Origin of the sequence: Dulcicalothrix desertica PCC 7102, assembly GCF_003991905.1 — a bacterium.
Classification (GTDB): Bacteria; Cyanobacteriota; Cyanobacteriia; order Cyanobacteriales; family Nostocaceae; genus Dulcicalothrix; species Dulcicalothrix desertica.
The window spans coordinates 114422-133077 of the sequence record NZ_RSCL01000014.1 but is presented as its reverse complement, the minus strand read 5'-3'; the positions used below and the strand labels follow the sequence as shown (position 1 = coordinate 133077).

Here is an 18656-nt window from a genome sequence, read left to right as displayed (position 1 = left end):
TATAGAAGTGCATCGAAAACTATGACTAATCGCCTTGCTCAAGCAAAAAGCCTCTATCTTCGCAAGCACGCAGAAAATCCTATAGATTGGTGGTACTGGTGTGATGAAGCCTTAGCCACTGCATTATCGCAAAATAAACCTATATTTCTTTCCATTGGTTACTCAAGTTGCCATTGGTGTACTGTTATGGAAGGAGAGGCTTTTTCAAATCTGGAAATTGCCTCTTATATAAATGCGAATTATTTGCCCATTAAGGTAGACCGTGAAGAACGTCCCGACCTTGACAGTATTTACATGCAATCGCTACAAATGATGAGCGGTCAAGGTGGATGGCCTCTAAATGTATTTTTATCACCAGAAGACTTAGTACCATTTTACGCTGGTACATACTTTCCTATTGACCCTCGCTACGGTCGCCCGGGTTTTTTACAAGTCTTACAAGCACTGCGTCAATATTACGATACAGAAAAAGCTGATTTACAAAAACGTAAGGCGGTTATATTAGAAGCATTACTTGAAGGTGCTGTTTTAGATGCAGGTTCTGTAACTAAGGCTGAAGATAATGAGTTATTACATCGAGGTTGGGCAACTAGTGTAAAAATTATTACGCCACAACAGCCAGGAAATCGTTTCCCAATGATTAGTTATGCTGAGTTAGCATTACGTGGAACTCGATTTAACTTTGAATCAGATTTTGATGCAAAAACTTGTTGCCGACAGCGCGCTATTGATTTAGCATTGGGTGGAATTTTTGACCATGTAGCTGGTGGATTTCACAGATATACAGTTGACTCAACGTGGACGGTGCCACATTTTGAGAAAATGCTTTATGACAACGGGCAAATAGTCGAGTATTTAGCCAACATCTGGAGTGCAGGATTTACTGAGCCAGCGTTTGAAAGGGCTGTTGCTTTGACTGTAGAATGGTTAAAAAGAGAAATGACGGGCAAGAGTGGTTACTTTTATGCAGCACAAGACGCTGATAATTTTACCAGTCCAAACGAAGCAGAACCAGAAGAAGGCGCCTTTTACGTATGGAGTTATAGCGAATTAGAAAAATTACTCACTATTGAAGAACTAACGGAATTACAGCAGCAGTTTACTTTTACTACTAACGGGAATTTTGAAGGTAAAAATGTACTGCAGCGGCGCCATGCAATAAAACTTAGCGATACAGTAGAGACAGCTTTACAAAAATTATTTATTGCGCGTTACGGTGCAGCGAGTAAGGAGATAAAAAGTTACACACCCGCACGTAACAATCATGAAGCCAAAACTATAGAGTGGCAAGGACGCATTCCTCCTGTCACCGATACAAAAATGATTGTTGCCTGGAATAGTTTAATGATTTCAGGTCTAGCAAGAGCTTATATAGTCTTTCGTTCTCCCGATTACTTAGAGCTAGCAACCAACGCTGCTAATTTTATCTTGAATAATCAGCGTGTGGATGGGCGCCTGCACCGTTTAAATTATGAAGGAGAGGCAACTTTACCAGCACAGTCAGAAGATTACGCCTTTTTTATTAAAGCACTTCTCGACTTACACAACACTCAGCACTTAGCACTCAGCACTCATAACTTTCTCGAAGCAGCGATTTTGCTGCAAGAGGAATTTAATAAATATTTATGGAGTGCTGACTTGGGTGGGTACTTTAATGCAGCTAGTGACAGTGTAAGCGAGTTGATTATTAGAGAACGCAATTACCAAGATAGTGCAATTCCTTCAGCGAATGGAGTTGCAGTTGCAAATCTTGTACGTCTTGCTTTGCTTACTGATAATTTACATTATTTAGATTTAGCAGAAAAAAGTTTGCAAGCTTTTAGTTCTGTAATGAGTAGCGCTCCCCAAGCTTGTCCTAGTTTGTTTTCTGCTTTAGATTGGTATCGGAATTCAACTTTAATTCGCACTACTTCAAATCAGATAGAGTTATTAATATCTCAGCATCTACCTACGGTGGTATTTTCTGAAATATCTAATTTACCGTCCGGTAGTGTAGGTTTGGTTTGTCAAGGATTAAAATGTCTTCCGGCGCCTAATAATATAGAGCAGTTGTTGAAGCAGGTGAAGCAAAGTTCGCAACGGATGTAACGGATGTAACGGATGAGTGAAAAAGTAATTGCGATTATATTGGCGGGTGGAAAAAGTTCGCGCATGGGGCAAGATAAAGCGATGCTCCGCGTGGATGGGGCGCATTTGCTATTACGAGTTTATCAAGTTGCTGTAGCTTGTGCTGATAATGTTTATGTAGTTACTCCTTGGCAAGAACGTTATGAAGATTTGTTGCCAGTGGGTTGTCAGTTTATTCGTGAGGCGCGTTATGAGGGTGATGATGTTAAACAAGTAGAAACACATGGCCCTTTGATAGGTTTTGCTCAAGCTTTAGCAGAAGTGAATGTTGATCCGGAGTGGGTGTTACTTTTAGCTTGTGACTTACCTAATTTAGAGGTGGAAGTGTTACAAGGGTGGATCGAAGGATTGGAGAATAGTAGGGCAGAAGCAATTGCAGTTTTGGCGAAGCATGAAAAAGGGTGGGAACCTTTGTGTGGTTTTTATCGCAAAAGTTGTTTATTGGGACTTAATAAATATATTAGTGAAGGCGGACGTTCGTTTCAGCAATGGTTAGACCAAAATACTGTTGATATTTTGCCTGACTGTAGTACAGATATGTTTTTTAACTGCAATACACCTGAAGATTTACGGCGCCGTTTATTGTAGGGAAACATCTTTAAGTTTACAATTATTATCTAAACTTTAATTTATCTTTAAGGTTGCTGCCGCTGCCTACCATGAAACATACACTTTCCGTACTAGTTGAAGACGAAGCGGGAGTCCTTTCCCGTATATCAGGTTTATTTGCGCGTCGTGGTTTTAATATCGAAAGTCTCGCTGTTGGGCCTGCCGAACAATCGGGTGTTTCCCGAATTACGATGGTTGTACCTGGTGATGACCGTATTATTGAGCAACTAACCAAACAGCTTTATAAGTTGATTAATGTTCTGAAAGTTCAGGATATTACAGAAACTCCTTGCGTTGAACGCGAGCTAATGTTGCTGAAAGTTAATGCAACAAGTAGTAACCGCTCAGAAATTGTTGAGCTTTCTCAGATATTTCGTGCGCGAGTTGTGGACGTTGCTGAGGATTCGCTGACTTTAGAGGTTGTAGGCGACCCTGGTAAGATGGTCGCGATAGTACAAGTATTGCAAAAATTTGGGCTTAGGGAAATCGCACGTACTGGCAAAATAGTTCTGACTCGTGAATCTGGTGTGAACACGGAGTTGTTAAAGTCATTAGAAGCTAAAGTTTAGGCAAGTAAATACTGAATATATTGAACGTTTCATTGTGGAATGCTGTTTAGATTCAAAATGGTATTCTGCAATGATTAGCTTTATTTATTGGAGTCATAATTTTTACTTGTGTGGTTTTGTTAATTTATGATTGGTGAGTTTTTATTTTAATTTTGCATTTTATATCTTGCTTTAGACAGATACACGTAATTAATATTACTAATTTTTTAACCGTATGAGGTTGTAAAGCTATAAGAGTCTTAAAGATAATATGATTTTTTGTAACCTGATATTAGTTGATGTGTAGTTTTTGCTTAGAGGAGTAAGACACCATTCATAAAAGTTATGCCAAAATGGCACACTTGATTTAGATAAAACTGTTACAAAAAAATAGGAAAGATTAAGACACAGAACAAAGCTTAACAAAGCGCAATGTTTGGGTGTTAGCTTTCCATACCAAGTAGCGTTCTAGCTATCTCAGTTCTCACTCATAGGCAGTGGGGACAGTTAAGCGTTAATTACGACTTCTGAACGTTTGCTTGGTACAAATAAATTAGAACTCAGAGCATTTTAGTTTTGAGGTATCTGTCGTAATTACATTAGTTCATGATTAGTGTCGGTGACAGAAACTAGTAAAAGCATGTTTGAAAAGTATTTTTTTAAGTATTATCACTTAAGAAAGGTGTAGTGTCTGAGGGTGCATAATCATATGTTCGTTTTAAATACAACACATAAAAGTAACAAAAGTCTAGAAACCCGGTTTCTGAGTTGAGATATTGTAATAAAATCGACGATTTTGCTTAGAAACCCTGTTTTTTTAAGTTTTTGAGTGCAGGTTATCTACCCATCTACTAGAATATAGCTGCTTTAGTATTTGTAACGATGCAGCTTTAGAATAGCTTGCATAGGCACTTAAATCAATTTTAAATGCATATCAATGGGCTAAGTTTTAATAACTAGTCGAGTTTTAATTGTGTAAGTTTTACAACTACAAAGTTTGCTACCAAACGGTTAGTTATACTAGCGCACTTAGCTTGAACATATGTTTATGAACGTGTGTTTCGTGGAAGTGCGTGCGGATTTTCCCAGAAGGACTGGACGGATATGAACATTTTATTTTTCGTTTCTCACTGGTTAGTCAAAAATACTTTAAATATAGTTTCAAAACTGTTGCTAAAGCTACGCAATCGTGATTTATTTGTTGTTGACGTATTAATATTTTCCATAACGCCGTTACTAGCATTACTTTTGCGTCTAGACGGAAAAATTGATATAAAATCGTATGCAGAAAGTTTACCGATAGCAACAGGGCTATTTTTAGTAATTAAAATAGCTGTTTTTTGGAGCTTTGGATTTTATCGTCGCTATTGGCGCTATGCGAGTATTGAGGAACTGGTATATGTAGGTGTTCTTACAACTGCGGCAGTAATTGTTCAGGTAATACTATTTGATACTTTGATATTTGTTTTGCCAGCAACTGTAAATGGACTACCAGAGTCACTACCATTCATTGATGGATTGCTTACATGTCTGATGATTGGTGGACTTCGCTTTAGTTTTAGAGTCACTGAACGTCTTCAACAGCGACGTGCTAGTTTTGATTTAGAGGAGCGTGTTATAGTTATCGGCGCCGGAAATGCTGGAGTGTCTTTAGTGCAAGAGATGCAGCGTAATCCTCATCTTGGTTTGCGTCCGGTTGCTTTTATTGATGATGACCCACAAAAGTTAAATACACGCATTCGCGGTGTGAGTGTTGTCGGCGCCCGAAGTGTGATTCCTGAAGCGGCTAAAAGACTGTATGCTCGTAGAGCGATTATTGCGATGCCAAGTGTTGCAGGGCAAGTAATTCGAGATGTTGTTGATATTTGTAAAAAGGCTAATATTCAAACCAGTACAGTACCTGGACTTAATGAGATTTTGAATGGTCGTGTTCGCGTTGAAAGCATTCGCGATGTCAGAATTGAAGACTTGCTACGTCGTGAACCTGTCCAAACTGAAACTGAGCGTGTTGCAAAGTTTATTCGAGGCAAAAAGGTTCTAATTACAGGCGCCGGAGGTTCGATAGGTAGTGAATTATGTCGTCAAATTCTTAAATGTCGTCCTAGTGAAATTATATTAGTTGGACATGGTGAGAATTCGGTATTCAACATTCAGCAGGAGCTTGAGCAGGTAATTCAACTACTCAAAGAGGAAAGTAAAAGTTTACGTTATAACCCACGTTTATCGGCGTTTATCGCAGATATTCGCTTCCGAGACCGTTTACAGCACGCCTTTGAGCGTCATCAGCCGGATGTAGTTTTCCATGCTGCTGCACACAAGCACGTACCTCTAATGGAAGTTAATCCTGCTGAAGCGGTAAGTAATAATGTTGTGGGTACTAGAAACTTAGTTGAATTAGCTTTGAAATATAATGTTAATCACTTTGTAATGATATCCACTGATAAAGCTGTGAACCCTACTAATGTGATGGGCGCCAGTAAGCGAGTGGCTGAGATGTTGGTATTGCAAGCAGCGAAGCAAAGTGGAAAGCCTTATGTAGCAGTGCGTTTTGGTAATGTATTAGGAAGTCGTGGCAGTGTTGTTCCTACATTTAAGAAACAAATTGCCGCAGGTGGTCCTATAACAGTTACTCATCCAGATATATGTCGTTACTTCATGACCATTCCTGAAGCGGTGCAATTAGTGTTGCAAGCAGCAGTACTTGGTAGAGGAGGTGAAGTTTTGATGTTAAATATGGGTCAACCAGTGAAAATTGTAGACTTAGCAGAGGAGTTAATTAGGTTGTCGGGATATGAGGTCAATAAAGATATTGATATTGTGTTTACAGGGTTGCGACCGGGAGAGAAGTTATTTGAGGAGTTGTTTATAGAAGGTGAAGAGTATGACCCTACAGAGCATGAAAAGCTATTCATGGTGAAGAATGCAAGTCAAATAATTCCTGATAATTTGAATACTGCTGTGAATGCACTTTGCCAAGCTGCTGCTAAGAATGATGCTAATTCTATTATGTTTTTGCTTGAACAGGTGGCGCCGGGTTATAAACCTAAGTATTTGGACAACAATCCACAAGTCGATGTTTCAGCTAATGACAAGGTACCGTTAAATAATATTAATAAGTATCCGAGAACAGAGGCAAAAAGTGCTTAAAGTAGCTTGAGTCAAATATATAGAGCATCATGTATCTAACAAAAATACTGAGTTTATGGAATAGACTGACAACTGGTTCAACTAATAGAAAAATACTCGGTGCAGCAATTACTGTTGGTCTAGGAGTTGGATTTAGCAAAGGGATAGCTGTTCTTAAAGAATTAGTAGTTGCCTGGAAATTTGGTACTGGTGATGAATTAGATGCTTACTTTATTGCTATAATGGTTCCTTTTTTTATCATTAATATTGTTGCAGGAGCATTAAATGAAGCCTTAGTACCAACATACATTCAAGTTTTGGAAAAAGAAGGCAAAAAGTCAGCTCAATCTTTGTTATCTGGAGCTATGTCTCTAGCATTGTCGCTATTAGTTATTACGGCTATTTTAATAGTAGTAGCTGCGCCAATCTATGTACCTTTAATTACGAAAGGTTTTAATACACAAAAAACAGAACTGACTTTTCATTTAATTTATGCAGTATCGCCATTTGTTTTAATTAGTGGTTGTATCATAATTTTTAGTTCCATTTTGAATGCGAGAGAGCGTTTTGCTCTTTCAGCTTTTACTCCAACACTAACACCAGCAGCAACTATAGTATTCCTACTAAGTTTAGAGTCTTGGAAAACCTTTTCCTTAGTTGCCGGGTTACTTGGCGGTACGACATTAGAGATCATAATTTTGGGGCTAGAACTTAAAAGGCAGGGGATTTCGGTACTACCAAAATGGCATGGTTTTAGTAAAAACTTGCGTCAAGTAGTTGCTCAATATTTACCATCTGTTACTGCTGCTTTTTTAATGTGTAGTACTGGTATAGTAGACCAGTCAATGGCAGCAATGCTAGCTCCAGGAAGTGTAGCAGCACTGAATTATGCGGATAAGGTGGTTGTATTGCCAATATTCTTAACTACCACAGCGCTAAATACCGCAGTAACTCCCTATTTTTCTAAAATGGTTGCTCACCATGATTGGCAAGGTGTTTTACACACACTAAAGCATTATCTAAGGTTAATATTTCTTGTGACTTTGCCATTTACGGCATTATTATTATTGGCTTCTGAGACAATAGTAAAATTACTTTTACAGAGAGGTTCATTTACACCGGAAGATACTCAATTAGTATCCCAAATTCAGAATTGTTATGCCTTGCAAATTCCTTTCTATGTTGGAGCAGTTTTTCTAGTTCAATTAATAATTTCTATCAAAAAAAATCGTATTTTAATGTGGGGTTCTGCTTTAAACTTAATAGTTAATGTGATAGGTAATTATACATTAATGCATTTCTTCGGTATTCAAGGTATTGCTCTATCAACTAGTATTGTTTATTTAGTGTCATTTATTTTTTTACTCTTATTCTCTTTTAAGTATTTGAAAGAAATCACTAGTAATAGTAAAAGTGAGGTAAATTTATGAATATTACATTAGTAGTATCAGCGCTATATAGTGGTGGAGCAGAAAGAGTTGTAGTATTAATTGCAAAAGGATTAATTGACAGGGGACATAAAGTCACAGTAATCACGCTTTACGGGAGAGAGACAGATTTTTACAGCTTGCCAGAGGGTGTAATTAGGGTCGCTTTAGGGATTATGAGTGATTCTATAAATATCTTTCAAGCTCTTTACAACAATTTGCACCGTTTAATCAAGTTAAGACAAGCTATAATTTCTACTAAACCAGATATAGTTCTTTCACACTTAACATCAACAAATATCCTCACAATAGTTTCTTTGTTCCATAGTAAATTACCTGTGTTTGTAACGGAACACTCAGACCCAAAAATGTTTTCTTACGGAAGAATATGGGAATTGCTACGACGTCTTTCTTATCCTTATGCAGATCGAGTTGTGAGCGTAAGTAAGGGAGTAGATTGTGCTTTCGATTGGCTAGCAAAAAGTAAAAGGGCAGTCATTTATAATCCTTTTATATTGCCAAACAAACAAGACAACAAAGAAATTATTAATTTTCTGAATAGAGACGTTGACCCAGGAAAAAAATGGGTTGTAGCAATGGGAAGATTACTACCTCAAAAAGGATTTGATATCCTATTATCTGCTTTTGCTAAAATTGCTCATCTTCATCCGGACTGGCAGCTATTGATATTAGGAAAAGGAGAACTATATGACGAGTTGGAAGAAATGAAAGAAAATCTAGGTTTATCTGGTAAAGTAGTTTTTGTAGGGGTTATAAACAATCCATTTGCAATTTTAAAGAGAGCAAAATTATTTGTCATGTCTTCCCGACATGAGGCTTTTCCAATGGCTCTTGGTGAAGCAATGGCTTGTGGATTACCTGTAATTTCAACTGATTGTCACAGCGGACCCAGAGAAATTATTCGTGATGGTATAGATGGAATTTTAGTACCGAGCGAAGATGTCTTATCGTTGGCAAAAACTATGGATCATTTAATGTCTGATGAAACAATTAGACAACGTTTAAGCACTTACGCACCAGAGGTAACGGAACGCTTTAGTATAGAAAAAATATTAAGTGAATGGGAAAATTTATTTAAATTAGTTTTGCTTGAAAAATATAAATATAACCTCAAAGACATAATTTCATAATATTTTCAATAAATAAAAGTTTAGTAATATCTTGTGAGTAAAGCTATGAAGACAAAAAAAATTGCCTGTTTTCTTCCCAGTTTATTTGGTGGTGGTGCTGAAAAAGCTGCAATTAAGCTTTTCAAAGGTATGTCAGGAAGAGATTTTACTTTAGATTTAGTTTTAGCTAATGCAATGGGTCCCTATTTAAACCAAGTACCGAAGGAAGTACGTATTGTAGATTTAGGTGCAGGCAGAGTATTAAAAGCTATCTTACCTTTAGCTCAGTATTTAAAACATCACAAACCAGACGTTCTAATTTCACATATAGAATATGCAAATGTGGCAGCTGCCTTAGCAAAAGAGATTTCTGGTACAAACACTAAATTGGTATTGGTAGAACAAAACAATTTATCTGCCTCTATCAAAAATTCAAAATCACTGTTAAATAGAGTATTTTCGCTGCTTGTGCATACTCTTTATCCTCGTGCAGGCGCCATTGTCGGAGTTTCTAAAGGTGTAGCTGAAGATTTGGAGTCTGTACTTGCTTTTCCAAAAGGAAAAGTTCATGTTATCCACAATCCAATAGTTGATGATGAAATCTTAAAGAAAGCACAAATGCATGTAGAACATCCTTGGTTTAGGCAAGAAGAACCACCAGTATTTGTAGCTGTAGGGCGTTTATCTGAACAGAAAGATTTTCAAAATCTAATTCATGCCTTTGCACTGTTAAGAAAACAAAGACAAGCTAAACTGATTATTTTAGGTGAAGGTGAATTAAGAGCAGAGTTAGAATTAAGTATTAATGCACTAGGTATTGCAGAAGATATTTCCTTACCTGGGTTTGTTGACAACCCTTATGCGTATATGTACAATGCCAAAGCATTTGTACTTTCATCTCGCTGGGAAGGATTACCAACTGTAATTATTGAAGCAATGGCTTGTGGTTGTTCTGTGGTTTCTACTAATTGCCCTAGCGGACCAGACGAAATTTTAGACGAAGGTAAATACGGTTATTTAGTGCCAGTTCAAGATGCTGTCGCACTTTCTGAGGCGATGCTCGCTGTACTTGATGATACTGTAAGTAGAGAAACATTGATGAAGAGGGCACAGGATTTTTCTGTCGAACGTTCAGTTTCCGAGTATTTGAGTTTATTGTTTGCGGCGTAATTTTTTCTGAACTAACTTTTTTTAAAATATTGATTGAGATACTCCTTCAGATAATCATTACGGTATTCTACTTATGACTATTTCATCTTCTAAGAAAACTAATAATTTTCTTGTGTATTATCAGTGTTTTTTAGCAGTGGTAGTTGTTGGGGTTTTCTTCACAGCGGCAGATATTTATTGGTTTGATTCTGGTTACACTCCTCCTCCTTACGTATTAGTCCTAGCTGTCGGTTTAGCTGCTATACCTTTAGTACCTTCGTTTCTCTCTTTTAACTATAAATACTTTCCTAATGCACTTTTAGGATGGTGTATTTTTTATATTGTTTTTTCTTTCCTTTCTTACTTGCTCACTATCAAAAACGATTTAGTTAACCAAGAATTAGATGATCGAATTTTAGTAGTAATTTTTTTGTGTGTAAGTTCGTTTGTTTTTTGTGGTAAAGATATTATTATTAGAGTTACTAGAATAAGTATATTTTGTGTTATTTTCTGGAACATTTATACCTTCATAGCTGAGTTGTTTCAACCAGAAATATGGCATACCTTAACTACATTTAATCCAACCGGACGTCCAGCAGGCTTTTATACAGATCCAAATAAAGCTGCTTGCGTACTAATTAACGGTTTAATCTTGACTGTTGGTTTGTTACCTCCGAAATACCGCTTACCTTTTTGCTTAATCGTATTTTTGAGTGTGTTTACCACTTTCTCTCGAGGTGGTATGATTTGTATGATAATTTTAATGACGTTATTTTTTATTAAAAAAATATTACCAAAGCAACAGTTAATTTTTATTTTTGCAGGTGTTTTAGCTTTAATTTTAAACTTTTCAATTTTAGGAGAATTTCTTGAATCTGAAGCTTCAAATTTAGGAATTATTAATCACGATTTACAAACTCGAATTTCAACTTTTACTAATCCTACCTCGCGTCAGGCTTCTGATGATACATCTCGCTTAGATGTAGTTACATATTCTTGGCAAAAAATTTTAGAAAGCCCACTTTCAGGTCATGGTTTTGGCTTTGTCAAAACTTGGGGTGAGATTCTACCGCATAACATGTATTTGTCATATATGCTCGAACATGGAATAGTGGGAATTATTATTTTACCTTGGTTAGTTTTTGCTGTTCAAAATAGAGCTAATGGTGAAGCAAAGAATTTGGGTTTGTTCTTAGTAGTTTTTACTTTAATTTGGTCAATATTTAGCAACACAGTTGTCTATGATCGCGAAACCCTTACTATTTTTTCTTTAATGGGTGTCATGTCCAAAAAAAGCCAAACAAAACAATTAAGTAGCACAAGTTTGAATTATCAAAATTAGGATATTGTCTATGAAAATTTTATATATCACAACTGGTCTTTACACTGGTGGCGCCGAAGTAATGCTGTATCAATTGTTAACACGAATTAATCGAGAAAAATTTAGCCCCGTTGTTCTTTCTTTAATGGATAATGGTACAATTGGTGAACGTATACAATCTTTAAATATACCAGTCCATACGATTGATATGGAACCGGGAAAACCTACATTAGTAGCTGCTTGGAAGTTAATACGTACAGTCAATGAGATTAAGCCTGATATTATCCAGGGTTGGATGTATCAAGGTAATATGGCTGCACAGTTTGCAAATCTTTTTAACTTCAAAAAAATACCTGTCATTTGGTGTATTCACCATTCTATTAATTCTTTAAAGTCTGAAAAAATACTTACGCAAATTCTGATTAAATTAGGTATTTTGGTTTCCAAGCTTAATTACAAAGTCGTTTTTGTATCTCATAACAGTAAAAAACAACATGAAGTATTGGGATATTATCCAGATAATACTTGTGTTATTCCTAATGGTTTTGATACGTTACACTTTCAAGCATCGCTGGAAAATAAATGCCAATTTCGCACTGAACTTGGTTTAGAACCAAATACATTTTTAATTGGATTGATTTGTCGTTATCATCCAATGAAAGACCATGCTAATTTTCTTAAAGCGGCAGCACTACTATCTGAAAAATTTCCTCATGCTCGCTTTGTTCTAGCTGGTAGAGATGTTGATTATAGCAATCAGAGTTTGTTAGAGTTAATTCAGGATTTAGACATTAGCAATAAAGTCTATTTACTTGGAGAACGTCGTGATACATCTAATATTTTTTCTGCACTAGATGTGTTAAGTGTTTCTTCTGCTTATGGAGAAGCTTTTCCCTTAGTCATAGGAGAAGCTATGTCTTGTGGTATTCCTTGTGTAGTAACAAATGTTGGTGATTCTGGATGGATTGTTGGTAATACAGGTCGAGTTGTACAACCACGGAATCCAGAAGCTTTGGCTAATGCTTGGCAAGATTTGATTGCTATGGGTTTAGCGGGTAGGGAAGCTTTAGGAAAAGCAGCTAGAGAACGAATAATTAATTATTTTTCTTTAGAAAATATTGTCTGGCAATATGAAAAGTTGTATACTGAAATTATTGACAAAAAATCACTAATAAAAATAGAGTATTTAAAAAATAAACTAGAATTATCATCTCCTCATGAATAGATAAAATCAGAAAATAAAAGTTATTTTGCAATTTGTTAATTAAGGACTAGTCAACTAAATGTTACTAATTAGTTTGTATTGAAGCTACGTTGTACATTTAAGATTTAAATAATCAATTACAGAGGTCAATAATTATGAGCTATCAAAATGTATTAGTAACTGGCGAAGAATTATTTTTAAAACGTCATAAGTATTTGTTTACTCAATTATCTAATTCTTTTAAACGTATAGATTACTTGCCTATAGGTTACTTATATGAACCGAAAAACTATCGTAGATTTAGAAGATTACTATATTGTCTTAATCATGGAGTATCTTTGAGTAATTCTGATGGGTTTTTTAAAAATTCTCAAGCTTTTATAAAACGTTCTCAAAAGCTTGAAAAAGAAATTCAAAACCTTGACTATAAACCTGATTTAGTTTTTCATCTTTTCAGTCTATGTTGCCCATTCTGGAATAATTATGAAATTCCTTATACAATGTATTTAGACTATACAATGGCTTTAGCTCAAAGAAATTATCCTCCTTTTGCACCTTTTCAGACAGACAAAGAATTTAAATCATGGTTGGAATGTGAAAATAAGTCTTATGAGCAAGCTCAACATATTTTTACTATGAGTAACTTAGTCAAAAATTCATTAGTAACCGATTATAATATTTCAACAGATAAAGTGACAGTGATTGGTGCATCTGGAAATTTTGCTGAACCTTATATGGGGGAGAAAGCAATTGGTTCTCAGCAAATTTTATTTAATGGCTCTGATTTTGACCGAAAAGGTGGAGATGTAGTTTTAGATGCATTTAAGATGGTTAAAAAAGTTTTTCCTAAAGCCAAGTTAGTTGTAATTGGAAAAAAGCTTACCCAGACCATTGACGGAGTAGAAAATCCAGGAGATATAAGGTCTGAATATACTTTACAAAATCTATTTCTTCAAAGTGATTTAGTTGTTGCTCCAGCAAGATGTGAACCGTTTGGGGTTTTCCTAGTAGAAGCGATGAATTATGGAGTTCCTTGCATCGTTTCTTCTAATGATGCGAATGGCATAACAGATTTTTTAGCTGATGGTGTAGATAGTATTATTATTAATCAACCAAATCCTGAAGATTTAGCTCACCATATTATTAATCTTTTCAAAAATTGCAATGTCTTAAAATCTATTTCTAAAGCTGCTCAAAATAAGGTACGTAGCCAACTAAATTGGAATAAAATTTCTGACCAAGTTTTGCAGGTATTACTTGCGTAAACTTAATAATTATTGCTTTTAAAATTCCCTCATTTTAATCAAACACACTGTTACAAAGCACAATGTTTAATTAACCCGTAGGCTAATTCAATTAAATTGCCACTAAGGAGAAATCATAACAATGGCTAAAGATAAAAAAACAATCCTAGTGACTGGTGGATGTGGCTTTATTGGCTCACACATTGCAGAAACTTTAGTCAAAAAAGATTATAAAGTCCGAATTTTAGATAATCTTTCCACGGGAAAATTAGAAAATATTGCTGCTATACCTTCTCAAAAAATAGAGGTATTACTTGGTGATATTACTGACATAGCAACTGTTGAGATTGCGATGAAGGGATGCGAATATGTTTTTCACGAAGCAGCTATAGCTAGTGTTCCAAAGTCTGTTAAAGACCCCATAGGAACAGATAAAATCAACTATGCCGCCACTCTCAATGTTTTAGAAGCAGCACGCAAGCACAGTGTTCGTCGTGTTGTCTTTGCAGGAAGTGCTGCGGTTTATGGCGATGAACCAACTCTTCCTAAGAAGGAGTCGATGCCAACTAACCCGATTACTCCTTATGGAGTAGATAAGCTAGCATCTGAACTTATGGGTCACTGTTATAACAGGACTTTTGGAGTGGAATTTGTATGCTTACGCTATTTTAATGTATTCGGTCGGCGCCAAGACCCGTCTAGCCCTTATTCAGGAGTGATATCTATATTTTGCGATCGCATTTTTCAAGGAATTGCTCCCGTTATATTCGGTGATGGTCAACAAAGTCGGGATTTTGTTCACGTTTCGGATGTGGTAGCAGCAAATATTTTAGTGATGGAACACCCCGATGCAGCAGGCAGAACTTTCAATGTTGGTAGAGGTAAAGCAACCTCTTTACTTGACATTGCCCATTTACTCAATGACTTAACTGGTCAAAACTTGCAACCCATTCACAAAGAACCTCGACCTGGAGATATTCGCCACAGTCTCGCTGATAACACAGCACTGACAGCATTGGGATGGCTGCCGAAAGTTACTATTCGTGAAGGGTTAGCGGAATTAATAAAAGCTACGCAGATAGCAGCATGAGGAGAAAAAAATGACAAAGCTTTTAATGGTAACAACGGTTCCCATAACTTTGAACGGCTTTTTATTGCCATTTGCTCGGTACTTCCGCAATCAAGGTTGGCAGGTAGACGCAATGTCCCTACAAACTTCTGCCATGTCTGAATGTGTGGAAAATTTTGACAATGTTTGGGATGTAGATTTTTCTCGTAATCCTTTAGACCCACAAAATTTAATAGTTGCCCCCCGACAGATTCAGCAAGTACTAGAAAAACAAGAATATGACATAGTACATGTACATACTGCCGTAGCTGCTTTTGTTACCCGATTAGCCTTTAGTCGTCTCAAAAAGCAACCCAAACCGAAACTTATTTATACAGTCCACGGTTTTCACTTCTTCCGTGGGAATAAATTCACCAAAAATGCGATTTTCCTGACTTTTGAAAAAATTGCTGCTCCTTGGACTGATTATATGGTAGTGATTAATGGAGAGGATGAAGAGGCAGCCAAGCGTCATCGTTTAATTTCTCCAGAACGCCTTTATTATATGCCTGGAATCGGAGTGGACTTGAATTATTACAACCCCGATCAAGTTTCTCAGGCTGATATCCAAGCAGTGCGTAAGGAAATTGGGCTGGAATCAGAAGATGTAATGATTTTAGCCAGCGCTGAATTTAACCCAGGAAAACGCCATAGAGATATGCTTAGAGCATTTGCAAAACTAGGCAGACCAAACGTACATTTGGCATTTGCTGGTACAGGACCACTTTTTGAAGAGATGCAGGGTCTTGCAGCAGATTTAGGCATTAAAAAACAGGTACACTTCTTAGGGCATCGTCGAGATATGCCAACTTTAATGCGTGCCTCGATTGCGACTTTGATGGCTTCCGAGCGAGAAGGATTACCGAGAAGTGTGATGGAATCATTGTGCTTGGAAACACCTGTCATCGGCGCCGATACTCGTGGAATTCGGGATTTGCTCGCGGATGGATGCGGGTTAATAGTTCCGGTAGGAGATATAGAGGGATTTGCTGCTGCTATGACTTGGGTAGTGAATAATCCAGAAGCAGCTAGGCAAACGGCTAAACGTGGAAAAGAGCGCATGAATAACTATGATGTGCGCCACATTATTAAGCTTCACGAAAATTTGTATGCCGATGTTATGGAAAAGCAACCTGTACACTGTTAAATTTTTCGGAAACAAATAATTCTGAAAAATCCTTTTTTTGCTTTATCGATTTTTGATTTAGTTACTTTTTGTATTAAGACTAGGTTTTGAATTATGGCAAATAGCACTTTGTTTGCAATCGAAAATAAGCCCTTTAGTAAATTTCTCAAAACCATATTTGATAAAATAGCTGCTACTGTTGCTTTAGCAGTATTTGTACCTGTAAGTTTTGTGATGGCAATTGCTATCTATTTCAAAATGGGTAGTCCTGTAATTTTCACCCAAGTTCGTGCTGGCAAAAATGGAGACCTTTTTACTATCTATAAGTTTCGCACCATGACTAATGACCGTGATAGCGAAGGTTATCTGTTACCAGACGAAGACAGAGTAACTGCTTTAGGTGAATTTTTACGAAAAAGTAGATTAGACGAAATCTTACAATTTTGGAATATTCTTAAAGGGGAAATGAGCTTCGTGGGTCCACGTCCGACTATTCCCGAACAAGTAGAGGATTACGATGATTTCCAAAAGTATAGGCTCCTCGATACTCCAGGTATGACTGGTTGGCACCAAGTCAATGGAAATAACGAATTAACTTGGGAAGAACGCATTTGTTTAGATATCTGGTATTTAAAAAATTGGTCGCTGTGGCTAGATTTTGTTATCTTAATCAAAACTTTCGCGGTAATTACTTGGGGAGAATTCAGAAATGAAAAATCCCTACTTGAAGCAAGAAAACTAGAAGCTACAATTCGTCCTAAGAGTTACGATATCGTCAACAATCGCGCTCTCATTGAGACTTTAAAATAGAATAGTTTTGCCGTAACACGTAAAAATTTACGGCAAAATCAATTAGATAGTATCAGCTGACTTAAATATAATTTTTTTAAATATTAAAGGAGTTTTGCAAAATGAAGATTTTAGTAGTAGCACCACACGGAGATGATGAAGTTTTAGGAGTGGGAGGTACAATAGCAAGATATGCTTTGGAGGGAGCAGAAGTTTATGTGGTAATAGTTGCTCAAGGTTTCCCACCTGACTTTACAGAAGAGCAGCGAATTCAAGACCAAAAAGAAGCTCTCGCTGCTCATAAAATTTTGGGTGTTAAAGAGACAATATTTCTTTCATTCACAGCGGCAAGGTTAGATACTGTACCTCACCGTGATGTTAATAAACAAATATTTGATACACTTAAAAAATTTCAACCAGATATACTCTTTGTTCCTTTTGTGGGAGATATTCACCTTGACCATCAAAGAGTATTTTTATCATCATTGGTAGCGGCAAGACCTAATAGTCCTTTTGCTCCAAAAACTATATACGCTTACGAAACTCTCTCTGAAACAAACTGGAATGCTCCTTATTTAGCACCAAATTTTGTTCCTAATGTGTTTATAGATATTTCTGCTTATTTGGAAACAAAACTTGAAGCTATGCAAGCATATTTATCACAAATTAAACGCTTTCCCGATGAGCGTTCTGAGGAAACTATTAAGGCACTAGCAACTTTACGCGGTAGTACTGTCAATCGATATGCTGCTGAAGCTTTTTATTCGATTAGGCAGATCCTTTAGTGTAACTTAAATATTACATTTATACAGCAATTTATGTTCATAAACTTAATAAGTAATTATGCAAATGGAGGTAAAAAATGAAACTACTTACCGAAGTTCTGGCAGAGGAACTATTAGAACTACTACCAACTCAAGAAGATATTGCTTTTTACGAAGAACACGGTTGGTATATCTCTAAGAAGGTTATTCCCGATGAAATTATCGACGAAGCAATTCTTGCTAGCGAAAAGTTTTATCAGGGAGAGCGAGATGCAGAACTTCCTATTACCATCGGTTACAGCAACTGGAAAAAAGAAGATGGGTATGATATTATTCGTAATAATGAGTTTGTTTCTTTACAAAGTAACAAACTACGTACTTTGGCTTTACAACCAATTATTGGCGCCATTGCGGCCCGATTAGCTAGAACCAATCGAATTCGTTTATTAGACGACCAACTAGTTTACAAACCACCTCAAGATCAAACTGGTAAAAGTGCTGTTGGTTGGCACGCAGATCGAGCTTACTGGGCAACTTGCAGTTCGCACAAATTACTCACCGCTTGGATTCCTTTCCACGACTGCGACGAAACTCGTGGTCCTTTAGTTGTGCTAGATAAAAGTCATAAGTGGTCAGGTACCCAAGACACTCGCTTTTTTAATAACTATAACTTAGAGGAGATGGAAAAAACATTTCAACAGGGTGGGCGCCAAGTTGTCAAAATACCCATGTCTTTAAAGAAGGGTCAAGTTAGCTTTCATCACTGCTGGACAATTCATGGCAGCTTACCCAACTACAGCAAGTCATTCCGCTTGGCATTAGCTGTACACCTGCAAGACGCTGACAACCATTATCAACCTTTTTGGAATAAAGAAGGGAAAGAGATTCACATTATTGATGAATCCTTATGTCGGAAATTACCCAACGGCAATCCCGATTTTAGCGACCCAGCAGCATTTCCAGTTTTATGGTCTGAATAAAAAG

15 protein-coding genes are annotated in these 18656 nt (G+C 36.7%); all 15 read left to right on the top strand.

The genetic code is table 11. The features are described from left to right. Positions 1 to 21: 21 nt before the first annotated feature. Positions 22 to 2088 carry a thioredoxin domain-containing protein gene (locus tag DSM106972_RS27680; protein ID WP_127083709.1) on the top strand — a complete coding sequence of 689 codons (2067 nt, stop codon included), beginning with the start codon at positions 22 to 24 and terminating at the stop codon, positions 2086 to 2088. Between the two features lie 12 nt (positions 2089 to 2100). After that, positions 2101 to 2715, top strand: a complete 615-nt coding sequence (locus DSM106972_RS27675; protein ID WP_127083708.1) for a molybdenum cofactor guanylyltransferase — start codon at positions 2101 to 2103, stop codon at positions 2713 to 2715. 71 nt (positions 2716 to 2786) lie between these two features. After that, positions 2787 to 3305: an acetolactate synthase small subunit gene (gene ilvN / locus DSM106972_RS27670; RefSeq protein WP_019492237.1), complete on the top strand. Its 519-nt coding sequence runs from the start codon at positions 2787 to 2789 to the stop codon at positions 3303 to 3305. 1083 nt (positions 3306 to 4388) lie between these two features. Next, on the top strand, positions 4389 to 6431 hold the full coding sequence (locus DSM106972_RS27665) for a nucleoside-diphosphate sugar epimerase/dehydratase (RefSeq protein ID WP_233787025.1): 2043 nt from the start codon (positions 4389 to 4391) through the stop codon (positions 6429 to 6431). Between the two features lie 29 nt (positions 6432 to 6460). Next, entirely contained in the window at positions 6461 to 7840 is a 1380-nt protein-coding gene (gene murJ / locus DSM106972_RS27660; RefSeq protein WP_127083707.1) for a murein biosynthesis integral membrane protein MurJ, read from the top strand. Then, positions 7837 to 8988, top strand: coding sequence for a glycosyltransferase family 4 protein (locus tag DSM106972_RS27655; protein ID WP_127083706.1), 1152 nt, complete (start codon positions 7837 to 7839; stop codon positions 8986 to 8988). The genes murJ and DSM106972_RS27655 overlap by 4 nt, the downstream gene beginning before the upstream one ends. 45 nt (positions 8989 to 9033) lie before the next feature. After that, on the top strand, positions 9034 to 10137 hold the full coding sequence (locus tag DSM106972_RS27650; RefSeq protein ID WP_127083705.1) for a glycosyltransferase: 1104 nt from the start codon (positions 9034 to 9036) through the stop codon (positions 10135 to 10137). Positions 10138 to 10210: 73 nt separating this feature from the next. Beyond that, positions 10211 to 11458: an O-antigen ligase family protein gene (locus DSM106972_RS27645; protein ID WP_127083704.1), complete on the top strand. Its 1248-nt coding sequence runs from the start codon at positions 10211 to 10213 to the stop codon at positions 11456 to 11458. 10 nt (positions 11459 to 11468) lie between these two features. Further along, a complete protein-coding gene (locus DSM106972_RS27640; protein ID WP_127083703.1) occupies positions 11469 to 12662 on the top strand; it encodes a glycosyltransferase in 1194 nt (397 codons plus the stop codon). Between the two features lie 134 nt (positions 12663 to 12796). Next, positions 12797 to 13906 (top strand): glycosyltransferase family 4 protein, encoded by a 1110-nt coding sequence (locus DSM106972_RS27635; RefSeq protein WP_127083702.1) that lies wholly within the window; start codon positions 12797 to 12799, stop codon positions 13904 to 13906. Between the two features lie 121 nt (positions 13907 to 14027). Beyond that, entirely contained in the window at positions 14028 to 14975 is a 948-nt protein-coding gene (locus DSM106972_RS27630; RefSeq protein WP_127083701.1) for an SDR family oxidoreductase, read from the top strand. 10 nt (positions 14976 to 14985) lie between these two features. Further along, on the top strand, positions 14986 to 16140 hold the full coding sequence (locus tag DSM106972_RS27625; RefSeq protein ID WP_127083700.1) for a glycosyltransferase: 1155 nt from the start codon (positions 14986 to 14988) through the stop codon (positions 16138 to 16140). A 93-nt stretch (positions 16141 to 16233) separates the two neighbouring features. Continuing rightward, on the top strand, positions 16234 to 16929 hold the full coding sequence (locus tag DSM106972_RS27620; RefSeq protein ID WP_127083699.1) for a sugar transferase: 696 nt from the start codon (positions 16234 to 16236) through the stop codon (positions 16927 to 16929). Positions 16930 to 17030: 101 nt separating this feature from the next. After that, positions 17031 to 17693: a PIG-L deacetylase family protein gene (locus DSM106972_RS27615; protein WP_127083698.1), complete on the top strand. Its 663-nt coding sequence runs from the start codon at positions 17031 to 17033 to the stop codon at positions 17691 to 17693. A gap of 77 nt (positions 17694 to 17770) precedes the next feature. Then, complete coding sequence (locus tag DSM106972_RS27610) at positions 17771 to 18652, top strand: phytanoyl-CoA dioxygenase family protein (protein WP_127083697.1); 882 nt, start codon at positions 17771 to 17773, stop codon at positions 18650 to 18652. The last annotated feature ends 4 nt before the right edge of the window (positions 18653 to 18656 follow it).